The 21,867-nt window shown below is 58.3% G+C and carries 19 protein-coding genes; 7 read left to right on the top strand and 12 right to left on the bottom strand.

Annotated elements, in window-relative coordinates; all coding sequences use genetic code 11:
• Nucleotides 1-31: 31 nt before the first annotated feature.
• The 9 genes from GSQ86_RS22735 to GSQ86_RS22695 all read right to left on the bottom strand — a co-directional run bounded on the left by GSQ86_RS22735 (nt 32) and on the right by GSQ86_RS22695 (nt 9,093).
• Nucleotides 32-325 carry an antibiotic biosynthesis monooxygenase gene (locus GSQ86_RS22735; protein WP_158752415.1) on the bottom strand — a complete coding sequence of 98 codons (294 nt, stop codon included), beginning with the start codon at nt 323-325 and terminating at the stop codon, nt 32-34.
• Nucleotides 322-1,497: a bacteriohopanetetrol glucosamine biosynthesis glycosyltransferase HpnI gene (hpnI, locus tag GSQ86_RS22730; protein WP_158752414.1), complete on the bottom strand. Its 1,176-nt coding sequence runs from the start codon at nt 1,495-1,497 to the stop codon at nt 322-324. The genes GSQ86_RS22735 and hpnI overlap by 4 nt, the downstream gene beginning before the upstream one ends.
• Before the next feature lie 122 nt (nt 1,498-1,619).
• Nucleotides 1,620-2,885, bottom strand: coding sequence for an ABC transporter permease (locus GSQ86_RS22725; RefSeq protein ID WP_158752413.1), 1,266 nt, complete (start codon nt 2,883-2,885; stop codon nt 1,620-1,622).
• 7 nt (nt 2,886-2,892) lie between these two features.
• Nucleotides 2,893-4,119, bottom strand: a complete 1,227-nt coding sequence (locus GSQ86_RS22720; protein ID WP_158752412.1) for an ABC transporter permease — start codon at nt 4,117-4,119, stop codon at nt 2,893-2,895.
• 128 nt (nt 4,120-4,247) lie between these two features.
• On the bottom strand, nt 4,248-5,537 hold the full coding sequence (locus tag GSQ86_RS22715; protein ID WP_158752411.1) for a cytochrome-c peroxidase: 1,290 nt from the start codon (nt 5,535-5,537) through the stop codon (nt 4,248-4,250).
• A 78-nt stretch (nt 5,538-5,615) separates the two neighbouring features.
• Entirely contained in the window at nt 5,616-7,022 is a 1,407-nt protein-coding gene (locus tag GSQ86_RS22710) for an alkaline phosphatase family protein (protein WP_254062567.1), read from the bottom strand.
• Between the two features lie 210 nt (nt 7,023-7,232).
• Complete coding sequence (plsX, locus tag GSQ86_RS22705) at nt 7,233-8,279, bottom strand: phosphate acyltransferase PlsX (RefSeq protein ID WP_158752410.1); 1,047 nt, start codon at nt 8,277-8,279, stop codon at nt 7,233-7,235.
• Nucleotides 8,280-8,289: 10 nt separating this feature from the next.
• Nucleotides 8,290-8,475 carry a 50S ribosomal protein L32 gene (gene rpmF / locus GSQ86_RS22700; protein ID WP_158752409.1) on the bottom strand — a complete coding sequence of 62 codons (186 nt, stop codon included), beginning with the start codon at nt 8,473-8,475 and terminating at the stop codon, nt 8,290-8,292.
• Between the two features lie 66 nt (nt 8,476-8,541).
• Nucleotides 8,542-9,093, bottom strand: coding sequence for a DUF177 domain-containing protein (locus GSQ86_RS22695; protein WP_158752408.1), 552 nt, complete (start codon nt 9,091-9,093; stop codon nt 8,542-8,544).
• Between the two features lie 181 nt (nt 9,094-9,274).
• On the opposite strand from GSQ86_RS22695, the gene GSQ86_RS22690 reads away from it, so the two are divergent.
• Nucleotides 9,275-10,348 (top strand): hypothetical protein, encoded by a 1,074-nt coding sequence (locus GSQ86_RS22690; RefSeq protein WP_158752407.1) that lies wholly within the window; start codon nt 9,275-9,277, stop codon nt 10,346-10,348.
• Nucleotides 10,349-10,358: 10 nt separating this feature from the next.
• Here GSQ86_RS22690 and GSQ86_RS22685 read toward each other — a convergent pair whose 3' ends face one another.
• Nucleotides 10,359-10,955, bottom strand: a complete 597-nt coding sequence (locus tag GSQ86_RS22685) for a thiamine phosphate synthase (protein ID WP_158752406.1) — start codon at nt 10,953-10,955, stop codon at nt 10,359-10,361.
• A 181-nt stretch (nt 10,956-11,136) separates the two neighbouring features.
• On the opposite strand from GSQ86_RS22685, the gene sthA reads away from it, so the two are divergent.
• Both sthA and GSQ86_RS22675 read left to right on the top strand, forming a co-directional pair.
• Nucleotides 11,137-12,531: a Si-specific NAD(P)(+) transhydrogenase gene (sthA, locus tag GSQ86_RS22680; RefSeq protein ID WP_158752405.1), complete on the top strand. Its 1,395-nt coding sequence runs from the start codon at nt 11,137-11,139 to the stop codon at nt 12,529-12,531.
• A gap of 18 nt (nt 12,532-12,549) precedes the next feature.
• Nucleotides 12,550-13,446 carry an ROK family protein gene (locus tag GSQ86_RS22675; RefSeq protein WP_158752404.1) on the top strand — a complete coding sequence of 299 codons (897 nt, stop codon included), beginning with the start codon at nt 12,550-12,552 and terminating at the stop codon, nt 13,444-13,446.
• A gap of 6 nt (nt 13,447-13,452) precedes the next feature.
• On the opposite strand, the gene bla is transcribed toward GSQ86_RS22675, so the two are convergent.
• Nucleotides 13,453-14,244, bottom strand: coding sequence for a class A beta-lactamase (gene bla, locus GSQ86_RS22670; protein WP_254062566.1), 792 nt, complete (start codon nt 14,242-14,244; stop codon nt 13,453-13,455).
• A gap of 160 nt (nt 14,245-14,404) precedes the next feature.
• Nucleotides 14,405-15,577: an RDD family protein gene (locus tag GSQ86_RS22665; protein ID WP_216841259.1), complete on the bottom strand. Its 1,173-nt coding sequence runs from the start codon at nt 15,575-15,577 to the stop codon at nt 14,405-14,407.
• Between the two features lie 213 nt (nt 15,578-15,790).
• Here GSQ86_RS22665 and GSQ86_RS22660 point away from each other — a divergent pair, with 213 nt between their 5' ends.
• The 4 genes from GSQ86_RS22660 to GSQ86_RS22645 all read left to right on the top strand — a co-directional run bounded on the left by GSQ86_RS22660 (nt 15,791) and on the right by GSQ86_RS22645 (nt 21,829).
• Nucleotides 15,791-18,286 carry an LPS-assembly protein LptD gene (locus GSQ86_RS22660; RefSeq protein ID WP_158752401.1) on the top strand — a complete coding sequence of 832 codons (2,496 nt, stop codon included), beginning with the start codon at nt 15,791-15,793 and terminating at the stop codon, nt 18,284-18,286.
• Between the two features lie 187 nt (nt 18,287-18,473).
• Nucleotides 18,474-19,421, top strand: coding sequence for a thioredoxin domain-containing protein (locus tag GSQ86_RS22655; protein WP_158752400.1), 948 nt, complete (start codon nt 18,474-18,476; stop codon nt 19,419-19,421).
• 16 nt (nt 19,422-19,437) lie between these two features.
• A complete protein-coding gene (locus GSQ86_RS22650) occupies nt 19,438-20,601 on the top strand; it encodes a SurA N-terminal domain-containing protein (protein WP_254062565.1) in 1,164 nt (387 codons plus the stop codon).
• 235 nt (nt 20,602-20,836) lie between these two features.
• Nucleotides 20,837-21,829 carry a Gfo/Idh/MocA family protein gene (locus GSQ86_RS22645; RefSeq protein ID WP_158752399.1) on the top strand — a complete coding sequence of 331 codons (993 nt, stop codon included), beginning with the start codon at nt 20,837-20,839 and terminating at the stop codon, nt 21,827-21,829.
• Nucleotides 21,830-21,867: the final 38 nt, after the last annotated feature.

Here is a 21,867-nt window from a genome sequence, read left to right as displayed (position 1 = left end):
CAGTTTCCGTGAGGCTGGCAGATTTTCCGCTCTATTCGTTCATTTCTGCATAGTGCTCCACCGTCGGAAAGGGATCATAAAACTTGTGCAGTAGAGCCTTCCATTCCAGGTACCGCTGCGAGCCGCGAAATCCGATAGTGTGGTCCTCGAGCGTCTGCCATTGCACCAGCAGCAGGTAGCGGTTCGGAGTTTCCATGCATCTGCGCAGCTCGTGTGAAATATAGCCAGCGGAAGCGGCAATCAAGGGACGCGCCAAACGAAATGCTTCCTCAAACCCTTCCTGCATGGATGGCACTACGTTAAGAATCGCTACTTCCAGAATCACATTCCGCTCCTATCATCCGCTCCGGATATTCTTAGCAGCTTCCCATCTCTCAACGTGAATTTCTTCCCACGCCACGCTACTGTATTCCCTGCGTAGCTCCACGCCCATACAGCCAGCGCGACCATATCGCGCAGCGGCAGCAGCCACAGATCGCGCAGCACCTGAGCGTCGCGCAACACGCCAACACCGACAGCGAGAGCCAGCGTTACCCGCGCCGCCAGCACAAGGCTCAGCAGCGCAAGGCTTGAGAGACTTGCTCCTGCCGCGATCACATTGAGCAAAGCCCACGGCAGCCCGAATGTAAATACCACGCCAAGATAACCAAGTTTGCGCGCGTCACGCATTCCCCGTGCCCAGCGCAACTGGTGCTCAAGAAACTGGCCAAAGCGGTACGCTGGAACCGTCGTCTCAACCACTTCATCGATCAGCTCCACGCGGTAGCCCTTCGCAGCAATCCTTGCGCCTAACTCATAATCATCGGCCAGATAATCGGCCAGCGGAGTCAGACCGCCGATCGCATCGAGCGCAGCGCGTGGCATGGCCAGCGTAGAACCAAGACCGAAGCGAATTCCTCCTTCGATCTTCCGGGCCGTCAAGACTCCAGCAGCGAAATCGGTCGAGATGCCAAGCGCTTCCATCTTCGATCCCACCGTCCTATGCGAACGACCGCGATAGAGCGCAGTTACCATGCCGACCCGCTCATCGGCAAAAGGAGCCATCACCCGCGCAAGATAATGTGGCGATACCTTGATGTCGCTGTCATTGATGACGAGATAGTCCCCCTTAGCCTGTGGAACCATCTGCGCCAGGTTGCCAACCTTACCGTTCGCGCCCAGCACCTCAGGCGTCAAAATCAGCCGGATCAAAGACTCCGGAAACTCCGCCTTCAACTGTTCGACGGCTGCGACTGCAGGATCGTCCGCACTGCTCACCCCGAAGAGCAGCTCGTATTCGCCCGCATATTGCTGGCGGCAATGGCTGACAAAACTTCCGTACATGTCATGATCGAAGCCCTTGAGCGGCTTCAGAATACTCACTGGCGGATAAAAGGTCGTAGCTTCCGGACGCTTGCGGCGCACGAAGTCACGCGCGCTCCACAACGCAGCAAAATAAAATCCCAGCCCGCAGAGAGCAAGAATGGTCGTAACACTTTCAATGATGATGCCGAGCATGAATGCTCAGTTTACAAGGATGGCTCGTCAATAATTTGGGTGCCCCAGGTTCGCGAAGCTAACCTGGGATATTTTCTCGCCAGGAAGCCAGCCAAAGATGAACACCAACTCCATGGCGCCTTTCACTCATACCGCAGCGCTTCAATCGGGTCGAGATTCGCGGCCTTCCATGCCGGATAAATCCCGAAGACCAAACCAATCACGCACGAGACTGTGAATCCGATCATCGCCCACATGCCCGACATACTTGCCGGCAGTGCGCTGATAAGCAGCCGTATGAGCAGCGTGATAATACCGCCAATCAGGATGCCGATGACGCCGCCGATCGCACAAAGCGTAATTGCCTCTGTCGTGAATTGCAGCAGGATGTTTCGCTTGGTCGCGCCAATTGCCTTGCGCACGCCAATCTCTTTGGTACGCTCGGTGACGGAAACCAGCATGATATTCATCACGCCCACGCCGCCCACCATCAGACCAACGCTCGAAACCGCAACCATGAAGATGGCAAGACCGCCGGTTAGCTGATTCCAGAGGCGCGTCAGCGAGTCAGGCGAGAAGACTTCAAAGTTGTCAGGAGCCTCCACGCGCACCTTGCGGCGGCGGCGCAGCAGCTCGCGCACCTCATCTTCCACCAGGCTGCGGTTTTTCTGATCGTCATATTTTACTGATACCCAGACTCCGCCGGTTACAGCGTCTTCCGGATGCAGCTTCATAAATGTGCCGATCGGAAAGTTGGCCATGTTGTCTTCCTGATTGCGGCCACCACCAAACACCTGCTTGCGCTTGTCGAAAACTCCGATCACGGTAAAGAGATTTCCTTCAATCGTCACTTCCTTACCGAGGGCGCTCTCTTTTCCAAAAAGCGTCTGCGCTGTGTCATACCCCAGAATCACCACGTTGGCGCGGCGCTCATCCTCGTCCTGCGTGAACATCCGCCCTTCCACCATGGCCACATCGTCCACTTCCGCAACCTGCGCCGTGTCCCCCTGCAGCAGCACGCCCTGAGCCTTTTTCGTGCCGTATTTCACGCCGATGACGCCCGCCTGAAAGATCGGGTTTACGTGGCGCACGCCACCATCAGCGGCAACCACGTGCGGCAGCAGCCGCATCGCCGCCACATCATCAAAGGTCAGTTTTTTGCGCGCCAGCTGCTCGACCGTTGGTCGCACGCCGATCACTGGCATATGGAAGACCCAAAGCACATTCGTTCCGAGCGAATTGACCCAGTTCTGTACGTTATTGTTGAGGCCACTGATGATCGAAGAGATCGTAATGACCGTAGCCACTCCGATCACAATGCCGAGCACGGTCAGGCCGGAGCGCAACTTGTTCGCGCGCAGCGTCTCAAAGGCCATGTTTACTGCTTCGCGGGAATCCGTCAGTCTCATATCGACCTCACATCTCCGACCGCAGCGCGACAATAGGATCCAGCATCGCTGCCTTGCGCGCCGGATACACCCCAAAGAAAATACCAACGCTTGCCGAAACGAAAAGCGCCATCAGGACCGACCAGACCTGAATGTCGGAAGGGAATCCGATCGCCAGCGTAACCAGCTTCGCCACGCCCGAGCCACAGATCACGCCAATCGCTCCGCCGATGAGCGACATCGTTGCTGACTCAATCAGGAATTGCAGCAGAATATCCGTGTAGCGCGCGCCCAGCGCCTTGCGCACACCGATCTCGCGAGTGCGTTCGCTCACGCTCACCAGCATGATGTTCATGATGACGATGCCGCCGACGACGAGCGAAATGGACGCAATCCCGATCACCACAAAGAGGAATGTCGAGCTGATGCTCGTCCACAAGCCGACAAACGTCTCATTGGTATCGAGCGAAAAGCTGTCGTCTCCGCCGGAAGCATCGTGCCGGCGCGACCGCAGAATAGCGCGTGCCTCATCCGAGGAGCGATCGAGCGCAGGCCCCACCGATCCAGCTTTTATGTAGATCACGACACTCTTGTTCGTCCCGTATTTGCGCTGATACGTTGTAATCGGCACCGAAACATAGTTGTCCTGGCTCTGTCCCAGCGTCTTGCCCTGACGTTCGCCGACGCCGATCACGACGTAAGGTTCGCCATCAACCCGAATTTCCTTGCCCAGCGGATCGCTGCCCGGCATCAGGTTATCGACAATGTCATAACCGACAATCGCCGTATGCGTGGCATATTGCTCATCGGCCGGCGTAAAGCTGCGGCCCAGTACCACGTTCAGGTTCGACATGGCGGGCATGTTCCAGCTCCAGCCGCGAATGCCCGTATCGGTGCTCGAGTGCGCTCCATAGACGACTTTGCCTGTCGTACTTTGCAGCGCGCCTACATCCACGCATGACTTGCAGGTATCGCGGATCGCCTGGTAGTCCTCAAGGTGAATGTCTTTCCGGCGCTGGAATTTCTCGTATTCCTCATAGCTGAAGATCACAGGCGGCTGCTTGCTGAGGGTAAACACGTCCGCGCCATAGCCATACACCTTCGTGGCTACATATTTATTCACTCCATTGGTCAGCGTGATCACAGCGATCACCGAAGCCACCCCAATGACCACACCAATAAGCGTGAGCACGGAGCGCAGCTTGTTCGCCCAGAGCGATTGCAGCGCGATTCTAATTGCCTCAATAAATTCCATAGAGCAACGACAGCCTGTCAACAGGAGTGTGCATTTAAGAATACGCCAGCCACGGCGTCACAAGACACACTTCCGCCATCCGGCTAGAGATACGCGACCGGCCGTGCATTTGTTCCAGTGAAAATCCCCTAATGCCTGGTTTGCGCGGGCTCCGCGTCGCGGTCGGTCAGGGTCTCCAGGAATGCGATCACATCGTCGATCTCGGCGTCTGACCATGCCGGAGCAGCGCCTTCTTTGCGCGTCAGCGGCTCGTCAATGACATCGGCATTGCCACGCAGGTGCTCCGGCAGGTCGTCGAATTTTTCAACGCTGCCCGATGCCGACACTGGATACCACAACTGCGGATCGGTATCGCGGCGCACATAAAAACGCATCGCCTCCCGCAGCGTGTGAAAGCGTCCGTTGTGAAAAAACACCTTTCGAATCGCCACATTGCGCAGCGTCGGCGTCTTGAATAATCCGCAATACGTCCGATCGCCGCCCTGGTCGGTTCGCAGAGGCCCGCAAAGCCCCATATCGAAATATGCAGCCGAGCCATTCGCCAGAATTTTAGGGTTGCGCGGCACGCCGAGCGCCTCGAACTGATAATCCGTGAACAGCGGGTGCGAACCATCCACCCCCTTGCGGTCGAGATGGCAGGTGGCGCAGTTGCCGCGCGATGGATCGTCAAAGAGAGCCAGCCCGCGCTGCTCCTTCGCGCTCAGCTTCACCTTTCCATCCAGGTAGTCGTCGTACTTGCTGCTGTAAGGATGAAAGCTGGGATCGTCCAGCTCGAAACGCTCCAACGCCAGCCGCATTCCAGCGTATGCCTGCGACACATTCTCGAATATCCGAGCGCCAAACGCCTTGCGAAAATCATCCGCATACGTTGCCCGTTTCAGCCTTGCGACCACCTCATCCGGACTGGCATTGGCCATCTCAGTCGGGGTCAGCAGCGGGAAACTGGCCTGATCAAGCAGTGTATTAAAACGGCCATCCCACCCGAAGCCGCCTGCGGGCGGCTCATTGCCCTCAAGCGTGCGCTCCGCTGGATTCGAGATAAACTCCTTATTCCAGATCGGCGTGCGGTTCAGATCGTAACGCAGTGAGGGAACGGAGCGCGCTCCCTGGCGATCCATTCCCGGTCCGCCCAGCTGCACCGCCAGTCCATTGGGAGGCCCGTAGGCATGAGCGGGATCGTGGCATGTAGCGCAGGACATTCGCCCCGACGCGGATAATGAGACATCGAAAAAAATCTTTTGGCCTAGAGCGCTGAGATCCGCCTCCGATGGTTCGCTTCCGGTATCGGCCGCCTGCGATGCGTAGACAGACGCTTCCTCTCTGCCATGCAGGAGAAGGGTGGCGGCGAGGATCACGAGAAAAGTGGGAACAGCAAGCTTCCGATAGAAGAATCGGTCGCGCGGACTTCGACGATACATCCTGGGTATGACCTTTAAGAGACTGCTGACGGCATCGCCGTCCGAGAACAACTTCCCGAACGGCGACGCGGCGTTGAATTAGTACCAGGGCTGCTTGAAGTGAGGATCGTTCCAGCCGTCAAAATCATGGCCGTGATCATGACCGTGGCCACGTCCCGGACCAGAGTAGAAAACATCCTCATCGTCCCCGATCGTATCCAGGGAATAATGTGCCCGCCAATCGTCAGCCGCATAGCCGATACGGTCGAGATGGAAGATATCTTCTAAGCTCTTCAGCAGGGAATAGTGGTTGTAGGCAGTATCCGACGTGCTTCCGGGCTTGACGAACGGGGACAACAGCAATGCGCCGATCCGGTCGCCACCGAAGCCATTGATGACAATGTTCTCAACCAGTGTGGGCGTGCTGACCAGCGTAAAGCTGCCAGGGCGCACACCGCTCAGGTTTGGACCCGGCTGCTGATTGCAGCAGGTCTGGCCCGGAAAAGTGATGTCTACCGTTGTCTGTCCGCTCGAGCTCGTGCTGACGCTTTGCGTGTAGCTGCTCTCATCGAAGGTAATGATGAGCAATCCGTCCTTCTTGTAAGCAGCCGAATCCATAATCTTCGGAACCCATGTCTTCAGGAAGGCGTCGGCAGAAGTGAGTCCGCCCGGCTGGCCATTGGCGCAGGTCGTACCGGGAGCTCCCGTGCCGCTGCCATCATGGCCGTCATCACAGAGGTTCGGAGTGATGAAAATGAGATTCGGCGTGCTCCGCTCTTCAGCCAGATCTGCCGTCAGATGATTCAGATTCACCACGTGCTTGGCGCAGCTAGCCTTATCATCAATGATCGAGTGGAAGTACATGAAGGGATCATGCCGGGTCGCATAAGCATCGCCCAGCGGCACTGCGGCGCTCGGAGCCTCCGCCGAGTTGGTGTTGTCCGTGCCCACACCAATCGTGGGATGGCCGCACGCAGCGCTCTCGCGGGTGGGATCATTTCCCATGTCGCCCATATAGCCGCGCCACGTCAGACCTGCCTCTTCTAGCTGCTTTGGCAGCGTCGGAACATCCCTGGCATAAATGCAGCCGCCGCTGGCAGCGACCTGTCCCTGCCGAGCCACGCCCGTCTGCTTTACGTCGTTATAGTTGCCGATGGTGCCGGTAAAACCAGGAAGGCAGTCGTTATCGGTATCCTGTGTCGGCGCCTGTCCGCTGATCAGCGAAATATAGTTGTCCAGGCTGACATGGCCCGTGCCGTAATACTGTGTCATCAGGCCGCCCATCGGCACCAGGGTCTTCTGCAGATAAGGATCCTGCGTGCTGGTTCCGAAAGTGTCACTGAAATTCTTGTTTTCCAGCACGATCACAAACACGTGCTTTACATAGGCGGCCGCCGTTGAAACTCGGTCTTCACGGTTATCGGCGAAGGCGGAATGACTTGCGCCAGCCACCATTGCGGCGAAGCACATGAAAGACGCAAGACGCTTCCAGAAAAAATTCGGCATGAACAATTTGCTCCTTGGCTGCCTGGCATCATGCACAGGAACGCCTCACGTAGATTCGAGGCGGAAAATTACACCTGGATTACTGCGAGGTTACAGAGCAGTGAACTTTCACTTTCGTGATCGCGCGCTATCGGAAGCAGAAATAAAAATCGGCTGCAGGAGGCAGCCGAAGGAAGGAATGCTTTTGAAAGTCAGATCAGACAAGCAAAGCTACTGCAGCGGTAGCTCCACGCCATTCGGAGCTGGCGGCTGTGAGGGCCGCTGTGCAAACTCACGCTCAATATGCTCGTTGATGCCAGCCTGGGCAAACTCCGCAGCCACGCGAATACCGTTATAAATCGCCCGCTCATTCGACGAGCCATGCCCGATGATGCAGACGCCACGCACCCCAAGCAGAGGCGCTCCACCATATTCGGAAGGATCAAGCCGCTTCTTAAAAGCATTAAAAGCTTTGCGCGAGAGCAAAGCGCCAACCTGTGCCGTGACCGTCGTATTCAGCGACTGTTTCAGCATGTCGCGAACAAGCTTCGTCAGTCCTTCTGAAGTCTTCAGTGCCACGTTGCCGACAAAACCATCGCAGACAATCACATCAGCATGGCCGTTGTAGATATCGCGGCCTTCGACATTGCCAATGAAATTGACTGGCAGCTGCTTCAACAGCGGCAAAGTCTCAGCCGTCAGCTCGTTCCCCTTGCCCTCTTCTTCGCCAATCGAAAGCAGTCCCACACGCGGGCGCGAAATCTTCAGTACGCTGCGAGCATAAAGCTCGCCCATCACGGCAAATTGTTCAAGATTCTGCGGCTTGCAATCGACATTCGCGCCCACGTCGAGCAACACGCAGGGCGAACCGGCCGTGGTCGGCATCACCATCGCCAGCGCCGGACGATCGACACCCGGCAATGCGCCGAGGACCATCTTGGCCGTAGCCATGGCCGCCCCGGTGTTGCCGGCGGTGAAGAACCCCGCCACTTTCTTTTCGCGAACAAGGCGAAGCCCCACGCGCATCGAACTGTCGCGCTTGGAGCGGACCGCATGCGCGGCTTTCTCGTCCATGCCTATGATTTCGCTGGCGTGAACGATCTCGATCGGGAGCCGTTCATTGCGCAGATACTCGTTGAGTAACGGACGTATCCTCTCCTGCTGTCCCACCAAATGCACGCGCACAGGCAGGTTACGGCAGGCAAGAATAGCGCCCCGAATCTCCGGCTCAGGTGCCTTGTCGGCACCCATGGCATCGAGAGCGATATGGGTCAGCATCGTTGCTGAACTAGCTGGCTTCCTTCACTTCGAGCACTTCACGACCCTTGTACGTGCCGCACTTCGGGCACGCATGGTGAGGCAACTTGCGCTCATGGCAGTTCGGGCACTCGGAGACACCGGTGGCAGTCAGCGCATCGTGCGCGCGGCGTTTGGAGGTGCGGGCCTTTGAATGGCGCCGCTTTGGATTAGGCATTGCTGATTCCTTTCAATCGAACAACCGCTGCCCGTTGAGGCAGGAAAGTAGCTGTTCCACAAAAACTTATGACTTTAACCGGCTGCCTAGGTCTGAAAGCGCCGACCAGCGCGGGTCGACTGGCGCCGCATCGCAGGTACAGGTTTCAGAATTCAGATTTCGGCCGCAACGCGGGCAAAGTCCTTTGCAGTCCTGGCGACAGAGCGTTTTTGCCGGCAGGGACAAAAGCACCTGTTCCCGCAGCACGTCTTCAAGCACAAGGCCGCTCTTTTGATAATAACCGATTTCCGTCTCATCCGTGGTAATGGAATGCTCGGAACCACCCTCATCGAGACCTAATGGGCGAAAAATCAGGTCAAAATCCCCTTTTAGGGCGTGTTCCACCGGTTCCAGGCAGCGCGCGCACACCACTTCCACTTTCCCGGAATATTTTGCCCGCAGCCGGATGTCCGGCACCACTTCGCGCGGCCCACGATGTTCTTCAAGTACCTCAGCCAGACCGGCAACGGCCAGCGGTCCCACCTGGCTTACTTCTTCGCCATAGTCGACCGCACCCGGGGCAAGAGAAAGATCAAATACTAGCGGTTCCCGCTCAAGATCAGGAATGGTAATCAGCATGGCAAGCCTCGAAGATGATGAAAATCTCTCTCTTTAGGGTAAGGATGCGCCTCACCGAGGTCAAATTGCAGCGGCGCGGCGACACGGGCCTGCTTTTCTGAATCTCAACAGTACAGCGTCAAATTGCGACGCTACCGCACCAACCCACTTTTTCCCCGATATTGAGGAGCCCTCCCTGGTTATGTCTTTGACCCGACAGCGTAACGTTCTGCTAGTGTGTGCCGTGGTTCTCGTAATTTTCTGTCTGGGCCTGCTCCTATGGCATCTGCATTCGCGGACCACTGCTGCGTCAGCCGCACCGGAAACAGCGGTGCCTCACACGCTCGCAAGCAGTAGTAACGATACCTCTCCGACCACGCTTTATGCGCACAACATACGCCTGCATAAAGGGCCCAACTTCCGCATCTACATCCGCTGGATCCACGGCCAGATGCTGCGCACCCACCCCGACGTCACTCCATCCTTCGACGATCCCGATTCGTTCGTGTTGGAGATCGAAAAAGGTGTCGTACGCGCAAATATTGGCGATGTCGCCAACTATCTCAACGCCAACATGCCTTCTGATGCCGCACTGAAGAACATCTCCATCGTGCCGGACGGCGATCAGCTCAAGCTCCGGGGAACCGCCCACAAAGTGATATCGATGCCCGTCGAGCTCGAAGGAACGCTCTCTTCGACGCCTGATGGCCGCGTGCAATTCCATGTCGCCAGGATCACTGCGCTTAAAATCCCCATCAAAGGGCTTCTCGGCGGCTTTCATATCCAGCTTGCCGACCTCGTGCATGCCACCAACGTGGCCGGCGTGGAGGTTTCAGGAAACGATATTATCTTTGATACCCAGCGACTGCTGCCCCCGCCTCATATCCGCGGACGTCTCACCGCGCTGCACGTCAGTCCGCCCGACATTGAAGTCATCTACGGCGACGCGTCCGATGACGACGCCCAACTCGCCAAGTGGCACAATTTTCTCCGCCTCAACGGAGGTACGCTTGCCTTCGGCAAACTCACCATGCAGTACGTCGATCTCACCATGATCGACGCCACGAAGGATCCCTGGTTCGATCTCGACCTCGTCAATTATCAGGCACAGCTCGTCAAAGGCTACACTCGCATGACTCCTCAGGCCGGCCTTGAAATCTTTATGCCCAATGTTGGCGACCAGCAGGCCTCAAACCAGTCAGAGATCAGCCTTGAATGGCTGAGGGATCGCAACCGCTCGGTTCCCGCAGATATTCCTGCAAGCGTGAAGAAGTGATAGCGATCAGTTAGACAGCCTTCAATCCTCGCCAATCGCCCAGCACAAAGAGCCGGATCGCCGCAACGCCCGCGGCCCCGGCCCGCACACAGTCCTGCGCATTCTCTGTCGTGACACCACCAAGCGCAAAAACCGGCATGGGCGCTCCTGCTTGGCAGGCTGCAGCCAACGCATCGAGTCCCTGCCCTGCAACAATCTCCGCACCCAGTTTCTTCTCGAAAACAGGCGCAAATAAAGCCAGCGTCGCCCCCTGATCGCGCGCAGTCTGTATCTCGCCCAGATCATGGCATGAGACGCTGACCATGCTTACCGTCCTCCGCGCCAGGGCAATCGCCGCGGCTGGTAAGTTCGAAGGCAGATGCACCCCGTCACAACCCGCCGCAACCGCCAGCTCCACCGGACCGTTCAGCAGGACCCGCGTCCTGCTTCCGGCTGCCTTCACCGTCTGAACCAGCTCCATTGCCAGGTCCATCATCTCGGCCGCATCCAGGTCTTTTTCCCGAATCTGCACATAGTCCACGCCGGACCTGCTCCACTGAGCAGCGCGCGTCAACAAAGCCTCGCGGCTGGTAAACAACCGCCGATCGGTAATAGCATAGAGATGCATCCTATGCAGAGTGTAAGCGCGTCACGCGCTCATGCAGCTCATCTCCGGAATCGCGCCCGAAACAGAACGGATTTCATCGAATCGCAAAACACGTTTGCACAAACTTGCACTAAGCAGAGTTACAGTAATGTGTTGCGTTGAAAAAAGTTAGAGCAGCAAAATCTTTAACCGCGGACTCCTCATGGACAAATACGATTTGCTCGTCATCGGTTCTGGCCCTTCCGGACAACGCGCTGCAGTTTCCGCGGTGAAGAAGGGAAAACGCGTCGCGCTGGTCGAAATGAGCACCGTTGTCGGCGGCGTCTGTATCAACACCGGCACCATTCCCAGCAAGACCATGCGCGAAGCCGTCCTGCATCTTTCCGGCTACACCTACCGCTCCATCTACGGCATGAATTACCGCGTGAAGGAAAAGATCACCATGTCCGATCTTGCCTTCCGCGTGCAGCACGTCATCAAGACTGAAATCGATGTCACCGAGGCGCAGCTCTCCCGCAACGGCGTCGATGTGCTCACCGGCATCGCCGCCTTCGTCGATCCCAACACCATTCGCGTGGATGGGCCGCGCGGCACCCACACCTACACCGCCGAAAAGATCATCATCGCCGTAGGCACCAAGCCCGCCAGCACGACAAAAGTGCCCATCAACGGCAAGACCATCATCAACAGCGACCAGGTGATGGAGCTGACTGACCTGCCCAAAACCCTCATCGTGGTCGGCGGCGGCGTCATCGGCGTCGAATATACCTGTATGTTTGCCGCGCTCGGCGTGCGTGTCACACTCGTCGAAAAACGCCCCAAGCTCCTCGAATTCGCTGACCAGGAGATCGTCGAGGCCCTCAGCTACCACCTGCGGGACAGCCGCGTCACCATGCGTCTTGCCGAAGAGGTGGAGAGTGTCGAGGAACAAGCCGGCGGAACTGTCGTAGCCAATCTCGAAAGCAAAAAGCGCATCTCTGGCGACGCTCTTCTTTATGCCGTGGGCCGCCAGGGCAACATTGACGAGCTGAACCTCGCAACAGCTGGCATTGAGGCCGACGCCCGCGGCCGCATCCCAGTAGACAAGGACTTCCGCACGAAGGTCCCGCACATCTTCGCCGTCGGCGACGTCATCGGCTTTCCCAGCCTCGCATCCGTCTCCATGGAGCAGGGGCGCATTGCCGTTGCCCGCGCTTACGGCGATGAAAATGAGCAGTCCAATCCCAGCTTCTATCCTTACGGCATCTACACCATCCCGGAAATCTCCTTCATCGGCAAAACCGAAGAGCAGCTCACCGACGAAGATGTGCCCTATGAAGTCGGCGTCGCCTACTACCGCGAAATCGCACGCGGCCAGATTCGCGGCGACACCACAGGTCGCCTGAAGCTGATCTTCCACCGCGAGACCCGCGCCATTCTTGGCGTTCACATCATCGGCGAAGGCGCAGCCGAGCTCGTCCACATCGGTCAGGCTGTCATGGCGCTCAACGGCACAGTAGACTACTTCATCGATACAGTGTTCAACTATCCCACGTTGGCTGAGTGCTATAAAGCTGCCGCCTTCAACGGTGTCAACCGCCTGGCCAAGTTCGACTAGCGATCAAAGAGGGGCAAAATGGCAAAGACCATCGGCGTTGTCATGACTGAGGCCATTCGTTCCGGCCTCATCGACGATCATAAGATCACAGGAGCGCCGCGCAGGTTCCCCGACCACATGGACGAATCGAATGGACTGATAGAGTTTCCAGCCGACGCCCTTGCCGCCAGCATCTCCGACGAAATCCGCGCCCTCATCCCTGACGGCACCACCGTCGACGCCATCGGTGTAGCCATGCCCGGCATCATCCGCAACGGCGTTGTCGAAGATTCGCCCAACCTGCCCCAGCTCAAAGGCGCGCACATCGCAGAGACAATACAGGCCGGACTCAAGGCACGCGGCATCGCCACCAGCGTCAGCTGCTTCAATGATGCCGACGCAGCAGCAGCGGGGCTCGCCGCCACTCGTGGCCAGCTTGACCGCCTCATCCGCGTCTGGACCATCGGTAATGGCATCGGCTTTGGTCGGTATCCTTATGCCGAAGGCCCATGGGAAGGCGGCCACACCGTCGTCAGCCTTGACCCTAAAGAAAATTATTGCCCTTGCGGCGGAATCGGCCACCTCGAAGGCATCATGGGCCACCGTGCCATGCGCCTGCGCTTCCTCGACCTTGAACCGGACGAAGTCTTTGCCGCTGCGAAAAAAGGCGACAAGCGCTGCATGGATTTCTTTCACCGCTACCATCGCGGCTTAGCCGCAGCCACCGCAACGCAGATTCACCTCGAAGGCCCGGGCAAGTTCTACTTCACTGGCCGCGACATCCAGCGCCTGGAAATCTCCCTGCTCAAGCAATATCTATACGAGATGGTGAAGATGAGCCCGCTCCAAAGCTACACGCTCGAAGTCCTGACCGAAGACCCGACCATCGCTATCATCGGGGCCGGTGCAGCCGCGGAGCAGTCGACAAAGCTCTAGCCTCCCTCACTGGGCAGGCTGAATGCATTTCGCCACCTGCCGCCCGACTTCAGCCAGAACCGCATCGCGTTTCGATTCAGGCCCCGCGCAACTGGTCAGGTAAGCAGCCACTATCACCGGAGCCTGGGCCGTGGGCCAGAGAATGGCAACATCGTTGGTAGTGTTCTCTCCATTCGAGCCTGTCTTGTCTCCCACCGTCCATCCAGTCGGGGAGCCTGCCCGCAGCCGCTCATCGCCGGTCTTGTTCGCAATCAGCCAGTCGGTAAGCTGCTTGCGCGATGCCGTCAAGAGCTTGTCGCCAAGTAGAACCTTACGCCAGTTTGCAGCCATCGCTGCCGGTGAAGTGGTATCCCGCGGATCGCCCGGCAACGCCTCGTTCAACGCCGTTTCCACGCGATCCAACCGCGTGACGTTGTCGCCCAGCGAACGCGCAAATTGAGTAATGCCCGCAGGACCGCCGATCGTCTCCAGCAATAAATTGGCGCCCGTGTTGTCGCTCCGCGTGAGAATGGCCACGCACAAATCGCTCACCGCCATCTTGCCGCCTGCATGCGGCTGCGTCATCGGAGAATTAAAGAGAAATCCTGTCGTCGGCATCTGAACCATCCTGTCCAGGTTCTCTTTGCCCGTGTCCACTCGCTGCAATACTGCCGCTGCCAACAGCATCTTGAAAGTGCTGCACATGGCAAAGCGCTCGTCCACACGATAGCCGCTGCTCTCACCGGAGCCAATATCCAGAACAGCTACGCCGAGACGGCCCTCGCAATCCTTCTCCAGCTTCGCCAATGATTCGGGCAAGCTGCTGAAGCGAGCGCTGGCCGCAAAGATTACGCGGGACGATGTGACAGCGCCAGCCACAAGGCTGCCGGTGATTAAAAACTTTCTTCTGTTGATGTGCATTCGAACGTGAGACCAGACCTTCAGTTGTGAACAGGAAATGATTGCTGACGGATCAGCCCTATCGATAGCTCCGCTGGTACGTCCGCGTCATGCGATCATGCCAGCCCAGATGATCTTCGTCGAAGAATGACCAGAGAAATCCCAGTCCAAGCGACAACGCCGAGAGCAGCAGCGCGCCCACCCGGCTCCGCAGTGACTTCCGCGTTGGGTTCTCGTCTTCAAAGGTGCAGAGAGCAATCTTCGCGTAACGCATGCCCGGCGTTGCATCCGAATAGGTAAAGAAAAGCCATTCGTAGAGCATGCCAAGTCCCACCAGCGCGATAGCCGCTCCTGCAAGCGCTGCCTTTCCTGTCGGCGGGTGAGCCGTGCAGGCTACAAATACCAGCACGAAGAGCAGAAACGATGCCATCACCAGCGAAGCATCCACTATCCCGGCCATCAGCCGGTCTCCGAGCGGTGCAATCTGCAGCGGAAGCTCGAACAAGGGACTATAGACGCTCGTTGCCGGCTTTTCCGGCTCGTGAAATTCTTCGCGCGGCTTGGCATCGAGCCGAATCGAATGCCACTCCGGCAACACCGACGCCGAAACCGGCTCCTTGGAAATCGTCTCCGGCTCAACTTCGAAGATCCGCAGCTGCGAGCCGTCATGCGCTACTGCCTCGGTCTCACGCAGCGGCCCCTCAGCCAGCCGTGGACGCGCCTTGCGTGTCGCTATCAGCTCACGTGGAAATTCAATCAGCTTAGCCGGCAAAGGCTGCGCCGGAGTGACGGTCGCTTCCTCAAATGGATCGACAATTTCCGTAATCAGCGGACGCCGCGCCGCAACAGCTTGTTCCGAACGCCGCGGCTCGGCGACTTGGTACTCCGCAACTGTAGGCGCTGCTTCTTCCATTTCCATTTCAGCAAAGACCGCCTGCGTTGCCGCATGCGCCTGTGCCGCGGCCTCTGCGGCAGCTTCAGCCGCGCGCGCAGCAGCAGCCTGCGCCGCAAGCATTTCGCTGTACGAGGGCGCTTTGGCGTAGCGCTCGGCTACACGCGCAGCTACGCTCGTCTGCGACTCTTGCCGTCCCCGCGTGTTTTCAGTTTCAAAGCCCGGGAGCGCAGACTGCCCATCGGGCGTGCGCGTCCGCCGCGTGCGATGCGCGGCAAGACGGGCGTTCACTTCGTCTTTCCATGAAGAGGGGTCGGTGGCGGCAGAATCAAATTGCAGGCGTGACGTCGATGTGCTCAATGGAGTTCCCCGTATTGCTGTGGAAGTGCCTGCATCCATGCGAATGCAGGCGCTCCTTACTACTGTGTTGGAGGACCGAAGGCAGCGGAGACACGTACAACTCACCCCTTCCAGCCAGGCGGGACGGAGCGAGCAGCCGAATTGTCATACACCAGAGCAGCGGCGCTTTCTCCCTCGTAAGGCCGCTCCAGATTTACCTGCTGGAGCTTTGTTATGCTGAGATTGCCCCTCGTGATGAGAGCCCGCACCTTTTTATGTATCACGCTGCTCTACCTCTGTCATCCGCAGCTTTGGCCGCAGGCAGTAACGAAGCAGTTTCCTCCCGCCGCTGGCACAGCTGACGCCGGGGAAAAACGCTCATCCGAAACTCTCGTGCAGGATGCGGGAATCTCGTCAGACATTCCCGTCGCAAAGGTCATACCCGCGCCGCCCACAGGCGTTCCCGTTGAGATACACGCCACCACCCAGCGTGAACAAAACAACATCTTCACCCTCGAAGGCGATGTCCTCATTTATTACCGTGACTACACGGTGCAGGCCGACAAAGTCACCTATAACCGCGATACCGGCGACGTTACCGCCGAGGGGCACATCGTCGTCGACGGCAGTCCCGATAACGAACACATCACCGCCACGCATGGCGAAATGAACTTCGACCGCGATACGGCGCACTTCTACGACGTAGTCGGCACTCTGGGCGTCTCCTCCGGCCCGCATAACCGGATGATCTTCACCTCGCCGAATCCATTCGCGTTCACTGGCCGCGAGCTCATCAAGCTCGGCCCTGGCGAGTACAAAATCGTTGACGGAACCATGACCTCCTGCCGCCTGCCCAAGCCCGACTGGCAGCTTTTGGCAAAGCAAATCAACCTCGCCAATGGAAAGGCCAGCGCCCGCAACAGCTTCTTCCAGCTTTTGAGCGTTCCACTCTTCTACCTGCCCTACGTCACGCATCCCATGGGCGAAGAAACCCGCAGCTCCGGCATCCTGCTCCCCATCCTTGGCAACAGCACCACCAAGGGCTTCATCATTGGCGAAGAAGTCTACTTCGCCCTCAGCCGCAACTCTGACCTCACCATCGGCACGGAATATTTTTCCAAGCGCGGCTTCTCGCCCATGGCCAGCTTCCGCTATCGAGGTTTCGGCGAAGACTTCTTCAATGTCCGCTTCCACGCCCTGCTCGACCGTCTGCCGGCGGCTGAAAATCAGGGCGGCACAGACATCCTTGTCGATGGCCGCCGCGACTGGGGTGGGCACACGCGAGCCATCGTCGATGCCGAATATCTCAGCTCCTACGTCTACCGCCAGGCCTTTGAAGAAAACTACGCCGTAGCCATCAACTCTGAGGTCAAATCGCAGCTCTTCGGCCAGCATGCGCTCAATGGCCTTGCCGAAAGCCTCCGCCTCGACCGCTACCAGAGCTTTCAGAACAACACCACCAACGCCGAAATCCGCATCCTGCACCTGCCCACGCTGCAGTTTGAGGGCGAGGATCAGTATCTCGGCATCACCCCCTTAATGTGGGGCGGCGTCGCCTCGGTCGCAGGTCTCTCTCGCTCCGAGCCTGCCAATGCCGTGAACTCGGCAACCTTCCGCGTGCACGAGGTCCCGCGCGTCGATCTCTACCCGCATCTGGCGCTGCCCTTTTCCGCAGGCGGCTGGACCTTCCGCCCCGAAGTCGCCGTGCGCGACACCTTCTACGGCAAGAGCCAGAACCCCGCACCTCTCGGCATCGTTCCCAGCGAGCGCGATGCCAGCGTAAATCGCAAAGACTTTGAAGCAGGCATCGACCTGCGTCCGCCCGCCATCGAGCGCGACTTCTCCGCTCCCTGGCTCACCCGCCTCTTCGGCGGCGACCTGCGCCACACCATTGAGCCCGACTTGCAATACCACTACGTCTCCGGCATCGACAACTTCGACTCCATCCTGCGCTTTGACGATGTCGACATTGCCAGCGACACAAATGAGCTCGACTACTCCGTAACTCAGCGCCTCTTCCTGCGCCACCTGCGCCCGCATCCATGCACCGGCGACGAAGCCCTCGGCCCCAGCGATCTTTGCGGCGGAGGCACCGTCGACTGGCTCTCCTGGCAGGTTGCGCAAAAATACTTCTTCAACGAAGATTTCGGCCGCGCCGTCACCCCCGGCACCCGCAATGTGCTGACGACCTCGCTCGACCTGACCGGCGTCGCCTTCCTCACCGGTCCGCGTAACTTCTCACCCGTCATCTCACGCCTGCGCATGCGGAGCTCTTCATCCACAGACCTCGAATGGGACCTCGACTACGATCCACGCCTCGGCCGCATGACGGCCAGCAACGTATATGCCGAATACAAGAAGGGCAACTACGCCTTTTCTGCGGGAGACTTCCACCTGAACGCCCCCGAAGCTCCCTCCGTGGTGCTGCCCACTGCACCATCGCCGAATCCTACATCCAATTACAACCAGCTGCGCTTCTCAGCCAGTTACGGCAGAGCCACCAAAGCCGGGTTCAGCGCCGGAACCACCCTCGGATATGACTTCGTCCAGAATCAGTTTCAATACGATGCCTTCCAGGCCGGCTACAACTGGGACTGCTGCGGCCTGAGCTTCGAGATGCGCCGCTACTCCCTCGGCAGCGTCCGTGACGACACCCAATACCTCTACAGCTTCACTCTCGCCGGAGTCGGCTCCGCCGGAAGCCTTCGTCGCGCCGCCCGCATCTTCTAAATCCCAAACCGGGTGCCCCAGGTTCGCGAAGCTAACCTGGGGCTTTACCATAAGAGCCAAGCGCATTAGAGATTCCACCCCAAAGTCCGAGCATCGTACATGGGAATCGATTTCCCCCAACACCCGCAAATTCCCCCGAATGAGATAATCGAAATAAGACTTCTCCCACGGGAGAAAGGTGGTTTTCTTGTTTCGAACCCGTTTTCTTTTTGGCTGCCTCTTCGTACTTCTCGCAGCCGGGTGCAAGGCCCAGGACGCTCCCCGCAATCCCAAAGTAGATCGTCGCATCGAGATACTTGTGCGCACGCAGCTCAATGTCCCGCAGGATTGGAACGTCGAGGTCGGAGCACGCAGCAAAAGTGACATCGCAGGATACGACACCGTCCCGATTACGTTTTCGTCCGCCACCGATCCCACCAAGCGCCAGTCGTTGAACTTCCTCATCTCGAAGGATGGCAACACCCTCGCGCGCCTCTCTAAATGGGATCTGAGCAAAGACCCCTCCGACGAGATTTCTACCGGCAACCGCCCCATGCGCGGCAATCCGCAGGCCAAGGTCACCATCATCAATTTCGATGACCTCGAATGCCCCTACTGCGCCCGCATGCACGCGCAGCTCTTTCCCGACACTCTGAATCGCTACAAGGATCAGATCAAAGTCGTCTATAAAGATTTCCCGCTGCTCGAAATCCACCCCTGGGCCCTCCGCGCTTCGATTGACGCCAACTGCCTCGCCACTCAGAACCCCAGCGCCTATTGGAACTACGTCGATTACCTGCACACCCATGGAGAAGACGTTACCGGCCCCGACCGCGATCCAGCCAAGTCCGCCGCAACGCTCGATAAGCTGGCACGCGACGAGGGCCAGCGCAGCAAGCTCGACACTACAAAGCTGAATGCCTGCCTCACGAAGCAGGACGACTCCGTCGTTCGCTCTTCGCTCAAAGAAGGCGACGCCCTCGGCGTGGATGGCACCCCGACACTCTTCATCAATGGCGAGCGTCTCTCCGGAGCGCTGCCCGAATCGCAGGTCTGGCTCGCGATCGATCGCGCCCTGAAAGCGGAAGGCATCACCCCGCCTCCCGAACCGGCAACCGCACAGCAAGCTCCGGCAAAGAATCCGGGCGGAAGATGACGGCGGCTTTCCTTCAATGAGTCCGCAGATTATGCTGAAAGAACTGGTGAGCGCGGCCGTCGCGCTTCCAAGGAGATATGTATTGCAGCGTCCATCGAAAGCCACTCGCGTTTCCCGTTTTAGCGTATTGAATCTTCCGCAGCAGATGGCCTTTGTCGGCGTGGCTGCTCTCTGCCTGGTCGGCATTGGCTGCCGCCGCACCCATGGCCCCGATGTGGTTGCTACCGTCAACGGCAAGCCCATCATGCGCTCGGAAGTGGAAAAGCTTTACGAGAACAATCTCGGCGAATCGCAGCAGCAGCCATCCAAAGAGCAGGCAGACATCGTGCGTCTCAACCTCATCCGCCAGCTCATTGACGAAGAGATCCTGCTCGAGCGCGCCACCAAGCTCAATCTCACGGCGACCGATGAGGAAATCGATAATCAGATCAACGAATTCAAGGCGCCTTTCACCCAGGACGAGTTCAACAAGCGCCTCGCCGCCAAGCACCTCACCCTTGACGATCTGAAGCGCCAGGTTCGCCGCTCGAAGACCGAGGACAAGCTTCTCAACAAAGAGATCAACTCGAAGATCAACATTACCGACGCCGACATCGCCACGTATTACAACGCGCACAAGGCCGAGTTCAATCTGATCGAGCCCATGTATCACCTCGCGCAGATCATGGTCACCGGCCAGCCGCTGCCACCGCAGCAGCAGAGCATCAACCTGCAGAACAGCAAGGCAACCAACGACGCCGAAGCAAAGAAGAAGATTGAAACGCTGCACAACCGCCTCGAAAGCGGCGAAGATTTCGGCCTGCTGGCGCAGAACTTCTCCGAGCGTCCTGATACTGCTTCAAACGGTGGCGATATGGGCTTCGTCTCTGAGTCACAGCTGCACGCAAGCCCGGAGGTCTACGCTGTCATGTCGAAAATCCAGCCCGGCCAGATCACCGAGATCATGCCGGTCTACGACAACCAGCACAAGACCATCGGCTACGCCATCTACAAGCTGCTCGACAAGCAGGCCGCCGGACAGCGCGAGCTGAACGATCCTCGCGTACAGCAGAGCATCCGCGGCCAGTTGCGCGATGCCCGCGTCCAGCTTCTCCGCAACGCGTATCTCGAAATGCTGCGCGACGAAGCCCGCGTAGAAAACTTCTTCGCCGAGGAAGTCTTCAAGAACGGCGCACAGTAGAAAACGAATCACCTCACAGTCACGGGTGCCCCAGGTTCGCGAAGCTAACCTGGGGTTTTTACCATCAGAGCCAGCCTGGGTGCCCCATTCTGAGCGAAGCGAAGGGTGGGGATTCTCATTTCACTCTAAAATCAAGCCACTTGAACCCCCATTCACCCCTATGGTTTACGCCAATCACTCCACCGAACAATGGTAGAAAAAGGAGAGGGGTTCACCCCAATTGAACGGAGATCACATGACCCGCTACGGCATCCTCGGTTTCGGCCATCACGCCATCAAACGCATGCTTCCCGGCTTTGCCGAAGCAAAGGAATCCACGCTGACAGGCATGTGGCGGCGCGATCCCGCAAAGGCTGCAGCGAACGGCCGCGAGTACAACATCCCGCGTATCTTCAATTCCGCTGAAGAGCTCTGCGCCTCGCCTGAAATTGACGCCGTCTTCATCGCGTCGCCCGACGCACTGCATCTCCCGCACGTCCTCCTCGCAGCGCAACACGGCAAACACGTCCTATGCGAAAAGCCTCTCGCGCTCAACGCCTCCGAAGTCGAGCAGATGCTCTTTGCCACTCGCGCCGCCGGAGTCGTCTTCGGAGTAGCCCAGAACATGCGCTACAACTCAAGCATCCAGCTTATCCGCGAATGGATCGCCGAAGGCCGCATCGGCCAGCCGCTGCTCGCGCATTCACAGTTTTGCTACAACGCCGACAAGAGCCCGCGCGCCTGGATCTACGATCCATCTCTCGCCACCGGAGGCCCCATCGGCGACGTGGCCATTCACTGCCTCGACGGCCTGCGCTTCGTGCTCAATACTGATATCACCGAGGTCAGCACCCTGGCCCATAAAGACGCACATTCCGGTGCCGTCGAATCGCATGCCGTCGTCAGTTTCGCCTTCGGAAACGGGGCCATGGGAGCCGTCACCGTCACCACCCGCGGCTCCTATCGCTCGCTCATGGAAGTCACCGGCGAAACCGGCGTCATCCTCTGCGAGAACGGTCTCACCGTTGATCATCCGGTTGATGTCGTCCTTTACCGCCAGGACAAGGTAGCCGCCCACCAGCGCGTCTCAAACGATGATGCCTATAGCCGCATGCTCGACAGCTTCTCGGCCGCCATCGCAGGACGCGGCGAATACCTCGCCACCGGCGAAGACGGCCTGCACAACCAGCGCGTTCTGGATGCCGCCTACAAAAGCTGGCACACCGGAAACAAGCAAACAGTAGCCTGAAATTCCAGCCTTACCTCGAAACCACCGGGTGCCCCAGG

The organism is Acidobacterium sp. S8, from assembly GCF_009765985.1.
Classification (GTDB): Bacteria; Acidobacteriota; Terriglobia; order Terriglobales; family Acidobacteriaceae; genus Alloacidobacterium.
The sequence above is the reverse complement of the archived record's forward strand: the minus strand, read 5'-3'. Positions and strand labels throughout refer to the sequence as shown.